A 16632-nucleotide genomic window follows, 5' to 3' on the forward strand; every position below is an offset into this window, starting at 1 on the left:
CCTTTGAATTCAAATTAAGTAGAGGTTGTATGAAGGGATAGGTTTAAACAAAATTAATAGTGTTTATAAAGCCCCTTAATAGCCACAGTTTAAATTAATAAATCCATAAAAGGGGCTTTATAAAAAAATATAATATACAGTAGTTTTAAAATAATCTTTATTTAATTACTTTATATTTAAAATCCTTCTTGCTTCATTAGGAGTTGCAACATCTCTTCCAAGTTCCTTTGCTATTCTTACAACTCTTTCAACAAGCTGTGCATTTGATTTTGCAAGCTCACCTTTATTATAGTATATATTATCCTCAAGTCCAACTCTAACGTGTCCACCAAGAAGTATAGCAAAAATAGCCATAGGAAGTTGATGCCTTCCTATGCCTGCAACTGTCCAGGTTGAACCTTCTGGAATTGACCTTACCATATATGTAAGGCTGTCTATATCAGCAGGCATACCGGATGGAACTCCTAATACAAAGTCAAAATGAAGTGGTGTGTCTAAAAGTCCCATTTTAACAAGCCTTTTTGCGTTTTCAATCATTCCTCTATCAAAAACCTCTATTTCAGGTTTAATATTAAATTCCTTCATCTTTTTTGCAAAGTTTATGAGGGATGGAAAACTATTAACAAAAACTTCATCACCAAAATTTATTGTACCCGCATCAAGTGTTGCCATTTCAGGTCTTAATTTTACAGGTGCAAGTCTCTCCTCATCGCTCATACCAACTGCACCGCCTGTTGTTACCTGTAATATTGCATCAGGGCATTTTTGTCTTATTGCATCAAGTATTACTTTAAATCTTTCTTTATTCTGTGTTGGTGTTCCATCGTCCTCCCTAACGTGTATATGGAGTATAGATGCACCTGCGATATATGCCTCATAGGCTGATTGTGCCATTTCTTCTGCAGTATATGGTACAGCAGGATTTTGTTCCTTTGTAACTTCTGCACCTGTTAATGCACAAGTTATAATAAGCTTTTCCATACCAATTACCCCCTATTAAATCTCTGTTTATCCTTTGGAACAACACAGGTTCCTGACGCTCTGCATACGACAATAGGATTATCAAGAACATCACAGGCAGAATCGTTGTTAGGAATGTTTGCAGAAGTTATAACCTTCTTTGCCTCAAACTTCATTTTCCTTGATGTATTGCCAACTTCAATTATTTCACCAATAGCTTCAATATAATCCCCAGCATATACAGGTGCTAAAAATTCAACACTATCATAGGCTCTAAAAAGTCCTTCATCTCCATCGTGCCTAATTAGAAGCTCTGTTGCAACATCTCCAAACAATTGAAGCATTTTTGCACCATCTACTAAATTTCCAGCATAGTGTGCATCGTGACTGGACATTCTTACCCTAATTACAACCTTTTCTCCAATTGGCATATCGTTACCCCCTTAAAAATATTTTCATAATATTTATATTCTTCAAACAACAATCAAATCCTTTTTTATAAGCACTGACAAAAAATTTTTTTTTTCGACAAAGAAGGAATTTGAATTTAAGTGAAGAATATATGATTATGGAGGTGAAAAAAATGATTATGGATTCTTCCATTAGGGCTGCTGTAAAGTGCAGTGAGTGCGGAAGGTACACAAGTTTTCACATAAACTTATTTGAGGCAAAAAGGCCAACAAGTAGGAGATGTTCCTGTGGAAATATCGTATTTAAAGTTAGTGCTACTAAGGGAGAAGTTGACATAGATATACCGTGTATAGCTTGTGGGGAAACACATAGATATAAATATAAAATAAAAGATTTAATAGATAAATCAGTTAATATTTTAGCTTGCCCTGTTTGTGGTATGGAAATTGCCTTTTTGGGGAAAGAATATCTTGTAGATGATATGGTTAATAGGTATATGGATGATATGCTTGAATTATTAACTCATCTTGGAGTTATAGATAAAACAAAGAGGTGGGTTATAAAATAAAAATACTACAATGGGGAGTGATTATATGAAACTATTTATCGACACTGCCAATGTTGATGAAATTAGAGAGGCAGAAAGACTTGGTATAATCTGTGGAGTTACTACAAATCCTTCTCTTATTGCAAAGGAAGGAAGAGACTTTGTTGAAGTTGTAAAGGAAATTACTGAAATAGTTGATGGCCCAATAAGTGCAGAGGTAATAAGCCTTGAGGCTGAGGGTATGATTATGGAGGCAAGGGAACTTGCTAAAATTCATAAGAACATAGTAATTAAGATACCTATGACACTTGAGGGATTAAAGGCTGTTAAGGTTCTTTCAAAGGAAGGAATTAAAACAAATGTTACATTGATTTTCTCATCAGCACAGGCTTTACTTGCAGCTAAGGCTGGTGCTACCTATGTTAGCCCATTTGTGGGAAGATTAGATGATATAGGGCATAATGGAATGACATTAATTGAGGAGATAGTGAGAATATTTGATAACTATGGAATAGAAACAGAGATAATAGCTGCAAGCATAAGACATCCAATGCACGTTGTTGAAGCAGCACTTGCAGGTGCACATATTGCAACAGTACCATATAAGGTGCTTGTTCAAATGGCAAAACACCCTATGACTGATATAGGAATAGAAAAATTCCTAAAGGATTGGGAAACAGTTCCTAAAAAATAATTCATATTGTTTATAAGAAGGCCTAACTAAAAGATGCATTTTTAGTTAGGTCCTTTATTTTTGGTTATAAAGTGCCACCAAGAGCTCCGAAAAAATGATACCTTAAAAATTGTCACCACTATATATAGTGAATAAAAGATAATATGCGCAACTATATATAGTATGTTTTTAAAAATAATTTGATTTTTTCGGAGGTCTCCCACCCAGGTGAAATGTGACATTTTTAATTATAACCTTTGTTTTCTCTAAAATTATACCTATCTTGTTTGAGGGTGATTTTAGAAAGACAGGTTGGGTTATATAGAATATCCCCTAAAGAATTGCAAAACAATAAGACCACCGAAAGTTAGATAATTTCACATTTCATCTAAGTGGCACCAAATAGTATATCACATTACATAAATATATTTTAACAAAAATATATTTGACAAACAATTAACGTAAAGAGTATAATAAAAATGTTGATTAAGGGATAAATAGTATAGCACAATAGGAGGAATTTTTATGAATATGGATTTAGCACTTGGGCTTGTTAGGGTTACGGAGGCTGCCGCAATCAATGCTTCAAAATATATGGGACGTGGAGATAAAAATGCTGCTGATGAGGCTGCTGTAGAAGGTATGAGAGCTATGTTTGATAGTCTTCCAATTAAGGGAACGGTTGTTATTGGTGAGGGTGAAATGGATGAGGCACCAATGCTATATATAGGAGAGGTACTTGGAAGCGGTGACTATGAGGTGGATATTGCTGTTGATCCTTTAGATGGTACAAGCTTTGTGGCAAAGGGAATGCCAAATGCACTTGCTGTTGTTGCAATTGCAGAGAAGGGATCCCTTCTGCATGCACCTGATATGTATATGGAAAAGCTTGTTGTGGGACCAAAGGCAAGGGGAGTAGTATCGCTGGATGCTCCTTTGAGTGAAAATATAATAAATGTAGCAAAGGCTCTTAATAAAGATGTATCAAATGTAACTGTTGTAATACAGGATAGACCAAGACATAAACATTTAATGGATGAGGTAAGAAAGGTAAATGCAAGATTAAAATTATTTAACGATGGAGATATACAGGAGGCACTTGCAACGTGTTTTGATGAGAGTGGTGTAGACATTATGGTGGGAATAGGTGGAGCACCTGAGGGGGTTATAACAGCTGCTGCAGTAAAGTGCATTGGTGGAGATTTTCAAGGGAGACTCTTTCCTACTAACGATGAGGAAAAAAAGAGATGTTTTGATATGGGTATAACTGATTTAAGTAGGGTTATGCAGCTTGATGATATAGTAAAGTCAGATGATGTGTATTTTGCAGCAACAGGAGTATCTGATGGAGATATACTTAAGGGAGTTGTATTTTTAGGTAAGGATAGGGCAAAAACAAGTTCTATTGTAATGAGGGCAAAGACAGGAACAATAAGATATATAAATGCTATACATAATTTAAGTAAAAGAGGGTATTAAATCTTAAAGGAGCCTATTGGCTCCTTTTCAGGCTGTTGAAAAAGTTATGTATTGATTAGCCCCATTAAGGATTTCTTAGGCATTCGTTCATTTCGCTAATCAATTCTAAGCTTTTATTTGTTTGAAAAAGTCCTACCCTCGCGATGCCATCGTCCTGATGGCCGCTCGGCTCGGCACGTCCTGTGCCGAATTACGGACTTTTTCAAAGTCGAAAAGCTAAGAATTGCTAAAGCTCATGAAAGAGCCAAATAAAATCCTTTCATGGGGCTTTTTTAGATTTTTGCTAACAATTAGGTTTGCCAACAATCTGAAAAAGGAGCCTATTGGCTCCTTTTTTATGTATAGTTATAATTTTAAAAAAACTGAGGTTATAATAAGAAAATGTCATATTTCACCTGGGTGGCACTTTATTGAGTAGCATATATAAAAATTATGTTATATTATATATTGACTTTGGGTATATAAAGTATATATAATATAATTAGTAATTTGGAATGGGGGAGTAATATGGATATTGATTTGGCTTTATCTTATGTAAGAGTTACAGAGGCAGCAGCAATTAGTGCCTCAAAACTTTTAGGAAGAGGAGATAAAAATGCTGCAGATGATGCGGCAGTTTCTGCTATGAGAAGGATGTTTGACTTAATTCCAATAAAGGGTAAGGTTGTAATAGGCGAAGGAGAGATGGATGAAGCTCCTATGCTCTACATTGGTGAAGAGCTTGGTATTAGAGATGAGGATAGTATAGAGGTTGATATTGCAGTTGACCCACTTGATGGAACTAATCTTGTAGCAAAGGGACTTCCTAATGCACTATCTGTTGTTGCAATTTCTCCTAAGGGAGGACTTCTTAATGCACCTGATATGTATATGGAAAAGATAGCTGTAGGAAGACGAGCAAAGGGGTGTGTTTCTTTGGATGCACCACTTGAGGAGAATATAAAAAATGTAGCAAGGGCCTTAAATAAAAAGGTGGAAGATGTAACTGTAATAATGCTTGATAGAGAAAGACATTATGGTCTTATGGAAAAGGTTAGAAAAGTAGGTGCAAGAATGAAGCTAATAACAGATGGAGATATTGCAGCGGCAATAGCGACAGGGTTTGAGGATACAGGAATAGATATTATGGTTGGTTCAGGTGGTGCACCTGAAGGAGTAATAGCTGCTGCTGCATTAAAGTGTTTGGGAGGAGACTTTCAAGGTAGGCTATGTGTAACGTCTGAGGAAGAAAAAAGAAGATGTATTGAGATGGGAATAACGGATTTAAATAAGTTAATGTATATAGATGATATAGTTAAGGCAGATGATGTATATTTTGCAGCAACAGGTGTGTCAGATGGCGACCTTTTAAAGGGTGTTGTATATTTAGGTAAGGATAAAGTAAAGACACAATCTGTAGTTATGAGGTCAAAAACAGGAACAGTAAGATTTATAAATGCAATTCATAGATTAAGTTAATAAGATAGAATGTAAGGTGCCAAGTAGATGGCACCTTGTTTAATTATGTAACTGTGAACTACTTATATAGAGGTGGAGGCTTTGTAGTAGTTAATACTCAAAATAGATAAAGTTTTTCTAAGCTTATAGGGTTGTTTCATCCTAAATAATACTGCTATGGGTTTTATTATATAGCTTCTTTTTACTATGTAATTATTTTGTTTTTTAAGAAAAGTGACATTCATCATTCATTAACAGAATTATATAACTTCTGTTCTTATTTATTGAATTAGTAGGATTTTAAATTGTTAATTATGTTTAACAGTATTAGTTCTACTTTACATTTCTAATATAGAGTATTAAAATAATAATAGTCGAGTCTTATAGTCTGTTCTATTCGTCTATTTCCCCAGTTATCCGAATTTAATAAAAAAGTTTCATTATAGAGTTAAATGTCCTTATGTGTTGTAAAAATATGGAGGTGTAGTATGAATTTTGAAGAATTGAAGGGTAAGACGCTGGAGGAGCTAAGGCAGATTGCAAAGGATTATGACATAAAATCTGTTTCAAAGTTCAGAAAGAGCGAACTTATCGAGGAAATATTAAGGTTAGAAGAGGAGAAGAGCAGGGTAAAGCCTCAAGAGATTATAGTCCCTGAAATTGAAGAAGAAAAAAGTGAACCGCTTCGTGATGAGGAGATAAAGCTTCACGATATAGATGTAGAAAAGAGGGAAAAGATACAGGAACTTCTTCAGGATGCTGATACGGTTGAGGGTGTATTTGAGCTTATAGAAAATCAGCAATATGGTTTTTTAAGATTGGATAACTACCAACAGGGTCCAAGGGATATATATGTATCTCCGTCACAAATAAGAAGATTTAATTTGAAAACGGGTGATTTAATAAAGGGTAAGGCAAGGTTTCCGAAGGAGACTGAAAAATATAAGGCACTTATATACCTACAAGAGATTAATGGAATGCATCCTGAAAAGGTAATAGGTAGAAAAAGCTTTGAAACATTAACTCCAATATATCCAAATAAAAGACTAAGTCTTGAAGTTTCAAGTGGAGATTTAGCAACAAGACTTATAGATATTTTAGCTCCAATAGGAAGAGGACAAAGAGGGCTTATTGTTGCACCTCCAAAGGCAGGAAAAACTGTTCTTTTAAAGAAGATAGCAAATGCAATTACAACAAATCACCCAGATGTTGAGCTTATAGTTCTTTTAATAGATGAAAGACCAGAGGAAGTAACAGATATGCAAAGGTCTATAAAGGGTGAGGTAGTATATTCAACCTTTGATAATGAGCCGGAAAACCATACAAGAATAGCAGAACTTGTTCTTGAAAGAGCAAAGAGGCTTGTTGAGCTAAAGAAGGACGTTGTTATACTTCTTGATAGTATTACTCGTCTTGCAAGGGCCTATAACCTTACAATAAACCCAACTGGAAGAACATTATCAGGAGGACTTGATCCTGGTGCATTGATTCAGCCTAAGAAGTTTTTTGGAGCGGCAAGAAATATTGAAGAGGGTGGAAGTTTAACAATACTTGCAACAGCCCTTGTAGAAACTGGAAGCCGTATGGATGATGTTATTTTTGAAGAGTTTAAAGGTACTGGAAATATGGAAGTACATCTTGATAGAAAACTTCAAGAAAGAAGAATATTCCCTGCAATAGATATATATAAATCAGGTACAAGAAGAGAGGATCTTCTATTAAATGAGGATGAAAAATCAGCTGTTATGGCTATAAGAAGACTTCTTGCAAACGAAACAACTCAAGATGCAACAGAAAAGCTGTTAAATTCAATTGCAAGAACAAAGACAAATAAAGAGTTTGTACAGATGGCAGCAAAGGTTTTAAAGGATTAATTTAGATATTGAAAAACTATAATAAATGTGGTATAATCTAAAAAGTTGACGGAAGGTACTACATAAAGCTTATATATTATGTTAAGAATATATGAAAGAGGTGAAATAAATGAGAGATATCCATCCAAATTACAATCACGATGCAGTTGTAAAGTGTGCTTGCGGTAATACTTTCACAACTGGATCAGTTAAGAAGGAACTTAAGGTAGAAATCTGTTCAAACTGCCACCCATTCTTCACAGGAAAGCAAAAGATGCTTGTTGAACAAGGTGGAAGAATGGATAAGTTTATGAAGAAGTACAACCTAAAGATTGAAGAATAATTTCTTTGACCGGCATGCCGGTCTTTTTTCATATAATAGGATGGAGGGATATTATGTACGGCCCAAAGGATCACGGATATATTGAGGTTATAGTAGGTCCAATGTATAGTGGAAAAAGTGAAGAACTTATAAGAAGAATCAAAAGAGCAAAGATTGCAAAGCAAAATGTATTGGTTTTCAAGCCTATAATTGATGATAGATATAGTAAAACCTGTGTTGTTTCCCATACAGGTATAAAGGAAGAGGCAATATGTATTCAAAACCCAGAGGAAATATTAAATTATGTTAAGGATACAACAGATGTAGTTGCGATAGATGAAGTTCAGTTTTTTGATGAAAAGGTAGTAGATGTATGTAAAAAGCTTGCAGATAAGGGCAAGAGGGTAATTTGTGCAGGTCTTGATATGGACTTTAGAGGAGAACCCTTTGGGCCTATTCCAAGACTACTTGCAATTGCAGAGTTTGTAGATAAGATTCAGGCTATATGTGTTGTTTGTGGAAACCCTGCAACAAGAACACAAAGACTAATTAACGGAAAGCCTGCAAAATATAGCGACCCTATTATTTTAGTTGGTGCAACTGAAGCATATGAGGCAAGATGTAGAAAGTGTCATATAGTTCCTAAGGAGTGATTTAATGAAGGGTGTTGTAGACAGGATTGAGGGGAATGTGGTTGTAATTGTTTTAGATGATGAAGATGTAGTTGAAGTAGATATTAAGAATTTTGATAATAAAGTAACAGAAGGGGATGTTGTATATAAAGGCGTATATAACTGGGTTGTGGATGAAGAAGAGACATTAAAGAGAAAAAAAGAAGTAGAAAATTATCTAAAACTATTTGATGAATAATTTTATAATGAAGAATCCAGTATCTTAAGGTATAAGATACTGGATTCTTTTATTTTATTTTTTACGAACATTCGACAAGATTTGGCATAATATGGAGTAGAAAAAATAAAGGGGGGGTCATATATGCCAGATATAAGAAATAATATATCTATGGACGTAAAGCAGGAGGAAAATAGGGGATTTTGTAACCAAACACAAAATGAGCAAACTATAGAAGTTACAAATACAGAAACAAAATGTCTATGCAAGAACTATCAATATGGAAGGAAGAAATATGTTAAGATACCTGTAGTTCTTGCAGAATTTACCGTTCAGATAGATACAGAAGCAGATATAACTCTTCCAGAGGATGCAATAGATATTAAGTTTATAGACAAAAATGTTTATTTAACTCAATGTCATCTAATTCCAGGAACTAACAAAGTATATCTTTCAGGTTATGTAAGAAAAAATATAGTGTATTCAACCTTAGGTGGAGTAACAGGAAAGGGTATAGCAGGTAATATAAGACACGCAACTTTAAACGTACCATTTGACTGTGTAACAGAGGTATGTTTTGAAAGATATCCAAAGATTTATTCAACACCTCCAAAGAAGGAGGTAGAGTTCTTAGATTGTAAAAAGCCTGGCAAGAATATGAAGGAAGATAATTATAAGCACGTAGAGATATTTAATGAAAGAGTATATTGTGAATTAGAGAACGCATATATCTATGAAACAGATATTAAGCTTGACTCAAGACCAGTTAGAGGGTTTGAGACTGAAGAGGTATTTAGATGTATAAAGGAAAAGATGGTTGTATATGTAACAATAAAGCTTCTCCAAAATCAGCAGGTATGCTGGGATGGGCCAGTTAGTTATGAAGAAGATGAGGAAGAAAAATTTGATGAACTAAAGGTTGAATTTGAGGATGAGAAATAATTTATAAAAATCCATAAGGTATTTTGCCTTATGGATTTTTTGTATCATATATAGACACAGTCTCAAGTTTATACAAAATGAAGGTGTATAAACTTGAGACTTTTTTATTTTTAGATTGGCATATAAATTGCTTTAAAATATTAAGAAAATTCTATACACGGAGGTGGAGTGATGTCACAGGTAATTGTAAGTGGAATTATAACAGGTAGCCTTTATGCACTTGCTGCATTAGGATTGGTTTTAATATTTAAAACATCGGATGTGGTAAATTTTGCACAGGGCGAGATGGCAATGTTTTGTACATTTATCGCATATACCTTTATGACCTTTGTAGGACTACCATACTATATAGCCTTTCCCTTAACAATAATTTGTGCTGGTATTTTAGGGGTAATTGTTTATAGATTGATTATAAAGCCCCTATCAAAGTCAAATGTTTTAAGCATAATGATTGCAACATTAGGCTTAATTATGATTTTAAATGGACTTGCAGGAAATATATTTGGTTTTGAGACAAAGAGTTTCCCAAAGCTAATAAATGCAAAAAACATAAATATACTTGGTGTATCCCTTGAACCTAACAGCCTATTAATAGTTTTAATAACCTTTGCTATTATGTTGTCACTTTTCTTCTATTTCAAAACTATGGAGGGAATAGCTATAAGAGCAGTTGCACAGGATGTTGATGCAGCCAAGCTAATGGGTATATCAGTAAAGAGGGTTACAGTAACAACTTGGATAATAAGTTCAATGCTTGCAGCAACAGCAGGTATGCTAATTGCACCAACAACATTTTTAGATATAAATATGATGTCTGAAGTGCATTTAAAATCCTTCTGTGCAGCAGTTTTAGGAGGTTTTAATACATTTGTTGGCCCAGCAGTTGGTGGCGTATTGATTGGTATTCTTGAAAATTTAGTTGGTAAATATATATCCCTTGCTTGGAAAACAGTTTTTGCCTTCATATTAATCATAGTAATGTTAGTGGTAAGGCCTAATGGATTATGTGGCAAAAGCTATAGAAGGAAGGTGTAGAGTATGAAAAAATATATGAAACAGGTTATTATTTTAGCAATATTTATACTTCTTCCGTTAGTTTTTAATTTTAATAGAAGCTTTATGACTCTTTTAAATATGGCCGGAATTTATGTTGTTATTGCAATAGGTTTTAACATACTTTTAGGATATGCAGGTCAAATTTCACTTGGACACGCTGCCTTTGTAGGAATTGGTGCATATACCACAGCAATTTTATCAACAAAGTGTAATCTTTCCTTCATACTTATAATTCCAATTGTAATTTTAATAAGTGGAATATTAGGATTTATTTTAGGTCTTCCTGCCCTTAGACTTCAGGGAAACTATCTTGCTATCGCAACATTAGGATTTGGTGTTGCCTTTAGCCATATATTTATGGAATGGGAAAGTGTAACAGGTGGTTTTTCGGGTATAAAGGGAATTAATCCACCCAATTTATTTGGATATCAATTTAAAACAAGACTGTCGATGTACTATTTTATCCTTTTCTTTATTGTAGTTTCAATCATATTTGCTAAAAACCTTATTAAAACAAAAACAGGAAGAGCTCTAATGGCTATAAGAGATAGCGAATATGCAGCTATGTCCCTTGGAATAGATGTTGCAAAGTATAAAACTATAGCCTTCTTAATAAGTGCAATATATGCAGGCGTTGCAGGTAGTCTTTATGCCTTTTTATTTAGACAAGTATACCCAAATACCTTTGATGTTGGTATGTCCTTAAACATACTTGCAATGATTGTAATAGGTGGAATTGCCTCAATTGAAGGATCTGTTGTTGGAGCACTTTTTATTACCTTGATTCCTGAATTTTTAAAGAATATAAAAGTACAAAATGCATCCTTTATACTTACAGGATTATTATTAATTTTATGTGTTATGTATTTCCCCTATGGACTTGTTGATATATATAGAAGATTTAAGGTGTGGCTGAAGAAAAAGGCAGCAGTTAAAGATGAGGGGGTTAAGGTATGAACAAGCAGGCATTAAACTTTAAAGATATAACAATTGCCTTTGGAGGGTTAAAAGCTATTGATAGTCTTTCCTTTGATGTTAAAGAGGGAGAGATAGTTGGTATAATAGGCCCAAATGGTGCTGGAAAAACAACTCTATTTAATATAATAAGTCGTTTTTATAAGCAGGATACAGGAAAAATTGAGGTATTTGGGGAGGATGTAAGTTCACTAAAGCCCCACGATGTAATAAATAAGGGAATAGTTAGAACTTTTCAAAATGTAGAGCTTTTTAAGCATATGACAGTATTAGATAATCTCCTAATAGGTCAGCATAGAAACTTAAACTATAACATATTTTCAAGCCTTATAATGACAAGAAGGGTTAAAAGGATAGAGGAGGATGCAAAGAAGAGGGCCTTTGAAATATTAAATATATTAGGTATTGGAAACTATGCCTATTACTATCCGATAAATCTTCCCTATGGAATACAAAAGAAGGTAGAACTTGCAAGGGCACTAATTTCAAATCCAAAGATTTTAATATTAGATGAACCTGCAGCAGGAATGAATGATACAGAGACTATTGATTTATCAAACAAGCTAAAGGAATTAAAGGATAAGTTCAATTTAACAATCATAGTAATAGAGCACCATATGCCCTTTGTTATGAATATATGTGACAGAGTTGTAGTTTTAAATTTTGGTAAAAAGATTGCAGAAGGAACCCCAAATGAAATTAAGACAAATCCTCAGGTTATAGAAGCATATTTAGGATAGGGGGGAATAAGATGCTTATTATTAAAAATCTAAAGGTCAACTATGGGTATGTTAATGCACTAAAGGGGGTTGATATAGATATAAAAGGGGGGCAAATTGTTAGTATTTTAGGTTCAAATGGAGCTGGAAAAACAAGTCTCCTAAAGGCGGTGTCAGGACTTGTTGAAGATAAGTCTGGTACTATTTTATTTGATGGACAGGATATAACAAATATGTCAACAGAAAAAATAGTATCACTTGGAATTAGTCACTGCCCAGAGGGGAGAAGAATATTTCCTCAGCTTACTGTTGAGGAGAACTTAAAAATAGGTGCATATGTTTTGAGAAATAAAAAAGTAAATTTACAGGAGGAATTTGAAAGAGTATATGCATTCTTTCCAAAGTTAAAGGAGAGGAGAAGGCAGGTGGCAGGTACCTTAAGTGGAGGAGAACAGCAGATGCTTGCAATTGGTAGGGCACTTATGTCAAAACCTAAGCTTTTGATGCTTGATGAGCCTTCCCTTGGACTTGCTCCAATCATTGTTAATGAGATTTTTAAGATAATAAAACAAATAAATAGTGAAGGTGTAACAGTCTTATTAATTGAACAAAACGCAAATGGGGCATTAAAAATATCGGACTACAGCTATGTTCTTGAGTTAGGTCAAGTAGTATCAGAGGGAGATAGTAAGAAACTTTTAAATGATGAAGGCATTAGAAAATCTTATCTTGGTGCATAATTAATTTAAAAATATAAAGGGGGAATTTTTTATGAAAAAAATCTTATCAATCCTATTAACGCTTGTCTTATCACTATCTTTACTTTCAGGCTGTGGTAAAGAGACAAAAACAACATTAGCACAAGGGGTAGACGAAAAGACTATAAAGGTTGGAACAATAGGGCCAACATCAGGACCTATTGCAATAGTTGGAGTTCCTATGCTACACGGAATGCAGGCTTATTTTAATATGGTTAATGACTTAGGTGGAGTAAATGGTAGAAAGATTGAACTTATTGCAAAGGATGACCAATTTAAGCCAGATTTAGCACTTCAAAAGGCTGAAGAACTTGTTGAAAAGGATAAGGTATTTGCTATTGTAGGTCAACTTGGTACACCAGGATGTCTTGGAACATTAGATTATTTCAAGGAAAAGGGAATACCTGCAGTATATCAAGGAACAGGAGTTAGTGCCTTTGCAAAGGCAAAGGGTAACTACTTCCCAGTACAACCAAACTATACATTTGAAGGTGGACTACTTGTTAAATATGCTGTAGATAATCTAAAGGCAAATTCTATTGCAATAATATATGGTAATGATGATGCGGGAAAGGAAGAGCTTGAGGGGGTTAAGGCACAACTTAAGAAGATGGGTAAAGAGGATGTTTTAAAGGCAGAGGTTCCATTTAATACACAGGATCTTGATTTCTCAGCACACGTTCAAAAGGCAGCAGAGGTTAAGCCAGATGTTACTATTGTTGTTGGATATCAAAAGGCAGTTCCTGGTATTTTACTTGAAGCAAAGAAGCAAGGTTTTAAGACTCAATTTATGACTTCATATATCAATGCAGATTTAACAATGCTAACACTTGCAAAGGATGCAGCAGATGGTGTTATTGTTACAGCTTGGGTTCCAGATATAACAGATCCAAATAATCAAGCAGCTAAAAAGTTTATTGAAACATATAAAAAATACTTCCCAAATGAAACACCAAATGCCTTTGCAGCTGCTGGTTGGGTTGCAGCAGAGGTATTTGTAGAGGGATTAAAGAGAGCAGGAAATGACTTATCTTGGGAAGGATATATAAAGGCTATGGAAACATTTAAGGATTGGAATGATGGTATTGCGAAGGGTATAACCTATACAAAGGACAGAAGAAATGGCGTTGAAAAGATGTATTTTATGAAGGCAGTTTGGGATGAAAAGATGCCAAGATTTGAAAAGATATCAGACTTTGTTGGACTTGAATAGGAGTTGATATTATGCCATTTGAAATAATAAACGATAAGAGGATGTACTATGAAGTATATGGAGAAGGTGAACCGCTTATTCTATTAAATGGAATAATGATGTCTACTGCAAGTTGGTCAGCATTTGTAGGAGTACTTTCAAAGTATTATAGAGTAGTTTTGGTGGATTTAATAGACCAAGGCAGGTCAGACAAGGGAGATGCCTTTTATACACAGGATATGCATACTGATATGTTATATGAACTTACCAAAAGGCTCAATATAGATAAGTTTAACCTTCTTGGTATCTCCTATGGTGGAGAAGTTGCAATGCTTTATGCATTAAAATATCAGAATACTTTAAAATCCCTCATCCTTTCAAATACAACTGCATATACAACTAAAATTATGAAACATATTGGTGATGCGTGGGAATATGCCGCTTCACTTTATGATACAAAGAACTTTATGAAGGCGACACTACCCTATATATATTCACAAAGATTCTATGAAGAAAATTTTAAATGGATTAACGATAGAATTGAGCTATTTGATAGTTTATTTACCAAAGAATGGTATGATGGTTTTAGAAGGGCTGTTAAAAGTGCAGATGAATTAAATATTTTAGATAGGATTTCAGAAATAAAAGTTCCAACTCTAATTATAAGCAGTGAATTAGATATAATAACTCCTTTATACTACCAACTTGAAATAAAAAATAGAATAGAAAACAGCAGATGGATAGAGATTAAAGAGGCAGGACACGCATCTATGTATGAAAGACCAAATGAATTTGCCCTTGCTGTTATAGGATTTTTAAAGACAGCAGAATTTGATATTAAGATTAAATGATAGTAAGTAAACAAAAGGTGCTTGTTACCTTTTGTTTACTTATTTAATTTAGAATATTTTATATTTTTATTCAAATATAATTTATATTTATTTATAATAAAATATAGTAGAGACTAAAAAGAATTTGGGGTGAGGGGAATGATTAATTTTATGAAGACAAAGGAATTCAATTTTTTTTGTAAAAATTTATTTGATAAGTTACCTGTTCCAGTTGACTTTTTAGATAAAGATGGAAGAATTGTTTATATAAATAGATGTTTTTTAGAATTTTTAGGTTTAAATGAAGAGGATGTATTAGGAAGGGTTGTTACAGAGGTTGAACCTACCTCTAAATTTTTAGAAACATTAAAATATAGACAAGCAGAGGTGGCTAAAAGGCACGTTTTTTCAAATGGAAAAGAGGCAATTGTACATAGAATTCCAATAATAGATGAGAAGGACAATCTAATAGGTGGATTTGGAATGCTTCTATTTGATGACTATGAAAAGCTAAAGCAGGTAACAGAACAGATAGAGAAAATACATAAAGAACTTAATCTATATAAAAATGAGATAGCAAAGATGAATAGGGCAAAATATTCCCTTGCTGATATAATAGGTGAGTCAAAGCCTATGAAGCAGGCAAAATCTAAGGTTAAAAAGCTTGCCAGAGTAAATTCAAATATTTTGATTATAGGCGAGAGTGGAGTAGGTAAAGAGCTTTTTGCCCACGCTATTCATAACGAAAGTGAAAGAAATGAATTTCCTTTTGTTTCAATAAACTGTTCTGCTATTCCAGAAAATCTACTTGAGGCAGAGTTTTTTGGATATGAGGATGGTGCCTTTACAGGAGCAAGAAAGGGAGGAAACATTGGTAAGTTTGAACTTGCAAATGGAGGCACAATATTCTTAGATGAGATAGGGGATATGCCTCTATATATGCAGGCAAAACTTTTGAGGGTTTTGCAGGAGAAGGAAGTTGTAAGAATAGGTTCAAATAAGGTTGTAAAGCTTGATGTTCGTGTTATATGTGCAACCCATAAAAATTTAGAACAGCTTGTAAATGAAGGTAAGTTTAGAGAGGACTTGTACTATAGACTAAATGTACTTTCCTTAGATATTCCTCCATTGAGACAGAGAAGGGAGGATATACCTCTTTTAGTTCAAAGTTTTGTAGAGAAGTTTTATAAGGAGACGGGACTTTATAGGGAAATACCAGAGGAAGTTATGAATATATTGTGCAACTATGATTGGCCAGGGAACATAAGGGAGCTTAAAAATATAGTTGAGAGAATATGCGTCAATGCAGATGATACTGAAGTTACGGTTAACGACCTTCCAGCAGCAATATTAAATAAGACCTTTAGGATTGAACACAAGAAAAATCAAGGTTTAAAGGAGATTATGGAGAACATAGAGAAGGAAATAATAATAAGTACGCTAAAGGAGTGCAACAATAATAAGAGTCTTGCAGCCAGTAAGCTAAATATTCCAAGGGCTTCCTTATATAGAAAGATTGAAGAATATAACATAGAGAGTGAAAATAAATAATACATATGTAATAATTTGTTACACAGGAGTACCTTTAAAATGGTGCTCCTTAATTATTTTTTTTGGCATAGTTTTTGC

The 16632-nt window shown here is 34.0% G+C and carries 18 protein-coding genes; 16 read left to right on the forward strand and 2 right to left on the reverse strand.

Annotated features, from left to right (window positions below):
- Nucleotides 1–165 precede the first annotated feature (165 nt).
- Both kce and kal read right to left on the reverse strand, forming a co-directional pair.
- Nucleotides 166–981, reverse strand: a complete 816-nt coding sequence (gene kce / locus BUB63_RS00095) for a 3-keto-5-aminohexanoate cleavage enzyme (protein WP_027307969.1) — start codon at nt 979–981, stop codon at nt 166–168.
- Between the two features lie 5 nt (nt 982–986).
- On the reverse strand, nt 987–1391 hold the full coding sequence (kal, locus tag BUB63_RS00100) for a 3-aminobutyryl-CoA ammonia lyase (RefSeq protein WP_035165741.1): 405 nt from the start codon (nt 1389–1391) through the stop codon (nt 987–989).
- A gap of 152 nt (nt 1392–1543) precedes the next feature.
- On the opposite strand from kal, the gene BUB63_RS00105 reads away from it, so the two are divergent.
- The 16 genes from BUB63_RS00105 (at nt 1544) to BUB63_RS00180 (ending at nt 16554) form a co-directional block, all read left to right on the forward strand.
- Nucleotides 1544–1939 (forward strand): hypothetical protein, encoded by a 396-nt coding sequence (locus BUB63_RS00105; protein WP_027307967.1) that lies wholly within the window; start codon nt 1544–1546, stop codon nt 1937–1939.
- Nucleotides 1940–1964: 25 nt separating this feature from the next.
- Nucleotides 1965–2612 carry a fructose-6-phosphate aldolase gene (gene fsa, locus BUB63_RS00110; RefSeq protein ID WP_027307966.1) on the forward strand — a complete coding sequence of 216 codons (648 nt, stop codon included), beginning with the start codon at nt 1965–1967 and terminating at the stop codon, nt 2610–2612.
- Nucleotides 2613–3116: 504 nt separating this feature from the next.
- A complete protein-coding gene (gene glpX, locus BUB63_RS00115) occupies nt 3117–4070 on the forward strand; it encodes a class II fructose-bisphosphatase (protein WP_027307965.1) in 954 nt (317 codons plus the stop codon).
- Nucleotides 4071–4577: 507 nt separating this feature from the next.
- The gene (gene glpX / locus BUB63_RS00120) at nt 4578–5528 is read left to right on the forward strand and encodes a class II fructose-bisphosphatase (RefSeq protein WP_073247555.1); all 951 of its coding nucleotides are present in this window, start codon (nt 4578–4580) and stop codon (nt 5526–5528) included.
- A 467-nt stretch (nt 5529–5995) separates the two neighbouring features.
- Complete coding sequence (gene rho / locus BUB63_RS00125) at nt 5996–7381, forward strand: transcription termination factor Rho (protein ID WP_027307963.1); 1386 nt, start codon at nt 5996–5998, stop codon at nt 7379–7381.
- 109 nt (nt 7382–7490) lie between these two features.
- Nucleotides 7491–7703: a 50S ribosomal protein L31 gene (gene rpmE / locus BUB63_RS00130; RefSeq protein WP_027307962.1), complete on the forward strand. Its 213-nt coding sequence runs from the start codon at nt 7491–7493 to the stop codon at nt 7701–7703.
- A 53-nt stretch (nt 7704–7756) separates the two neighbouring features.
- Complete coding sequence (locus BUB63_RS00135; RefSeq protein ID WP_027307961.1) at nt 7757–8335, forward strand: thymidine kinase; 579 nt, start codon at nt 7757–7759, stop codon at nt 8333–8335.
- Nucleotides 8336–8339: 4 nt separating this feature from the next.
- Entirely contained in the window at nt 8340–8552 is a 213-nt protein-coding gene (locus BUB63_RS00140; RefSeq protein ID WP_073247556.1) for a DUF3006 domain-containing protein, read from the forward strand.
- Between the two features lie 123 nt (nt 8553–8675).
- Nucleotides 8676–9473, forward strand: a complete 798-nt coding sequence (locus BUB63_RS00145; RefSeq protein WP_073247557.1) for a CsxC family protein — start codon at nt 8676–8678, stop codon at nt 9471–9473.
- A 171-nt stretch (nt 9474–9644) separates the two neighbouring features.
- A complete protein-coding gene (locus BUB63_RS00150; RefSeq protein ID WP_200790106.1) occupies nt 9645–10508 on the forward strand; it encodes a branched-chain amino acid ABC transporter permease in 864 nt (287 codons plus the stop codon).
- Nucleotides 10509–10511: 3 nt separating this feature from the next.
- Nucleotides 10512–11486 carry a branched-chain amino acid ABC transporter permease gene (locus BUB63_RS00155; RefSeq protein WP_073247559.1) on the forward strand — a complete coding sequence of 325 codons (975 nt, stop codon included), beginning with the start codon at nt 10512–10514 and terminating at the stop codon, nt 11484–11486.
- Nucleotides 11483–12244 (forward strand): ABC transporter ATP-binding protein, encoded by a 762-nt coding sequence (locus tag BUB63_RS00160; protein ID WP_027307958.1) that lies wholly within the window; start codon nt 11483–11485, stop codon nt 12242–12244. Before BUB63_RS00155 ends, BUB63_RS00160 begins: the two co-directional genes overlap by 4 nt.
- An 11-nt stretch (nt 12245–12255) precedes the next feature.
- Nucleotides 12256–12963, forward strand: coding sequence for an ABC transporter ATP-binding protein (locus BUB63_RS00165; protein ID WP_073247560.1), 708 nt, complete (start codon nt 12256–12258; stop codon nt 12961–12963).
- Between the two features lie 31 nt (nt 12964–12994).
- On the forward strand, nt 12995–14194 hold the full coding sequence (locus BUB63_RS00170) for an ABC transporter substrate-binding protein (RefSeq protein ID WP_027307956.1): 1200 nt from the start codon (nt 12995–12997) through the stop codon (nt 14192–14194).
- 11 nt (nt 14195–14205) lie between these two features.
- Nucleotides 14206–15024: an alpha/beta fold hydrolase gene (locus BUB63_RS00175; protein WP_027307955.1), complete on the forward strand. Its 819-nt coding sequence runs from the start codon at nt 14206–14208 to the stop codon at nt 15022–15024.
- Between the two features lie 138 nt (nt 15025–15162).
- Nucleotides 15163–16554, forward strand: a complete 1392-nt coding sequence (locus tag BUB63_RS00180; RefSeq protein ID WP_035165736.1) for a sigma-54 interaction domain-containing protein — start codon at nt 15163–15165, stop codon at nt 16552–16554.
- Nucleotides 16555–16632 lie beyond the last annotated feature (78 nt).

Source organism: Caloramator proteoclasticus DSM 10124, from assembly GCF_900129265.1.
Classification (GTDB): Bacteria; Bacillota; Clostridia; order Clostridiales; family Caloramatoraceae; genus Thermobrachium; species Thermobrachium proteoclasticum.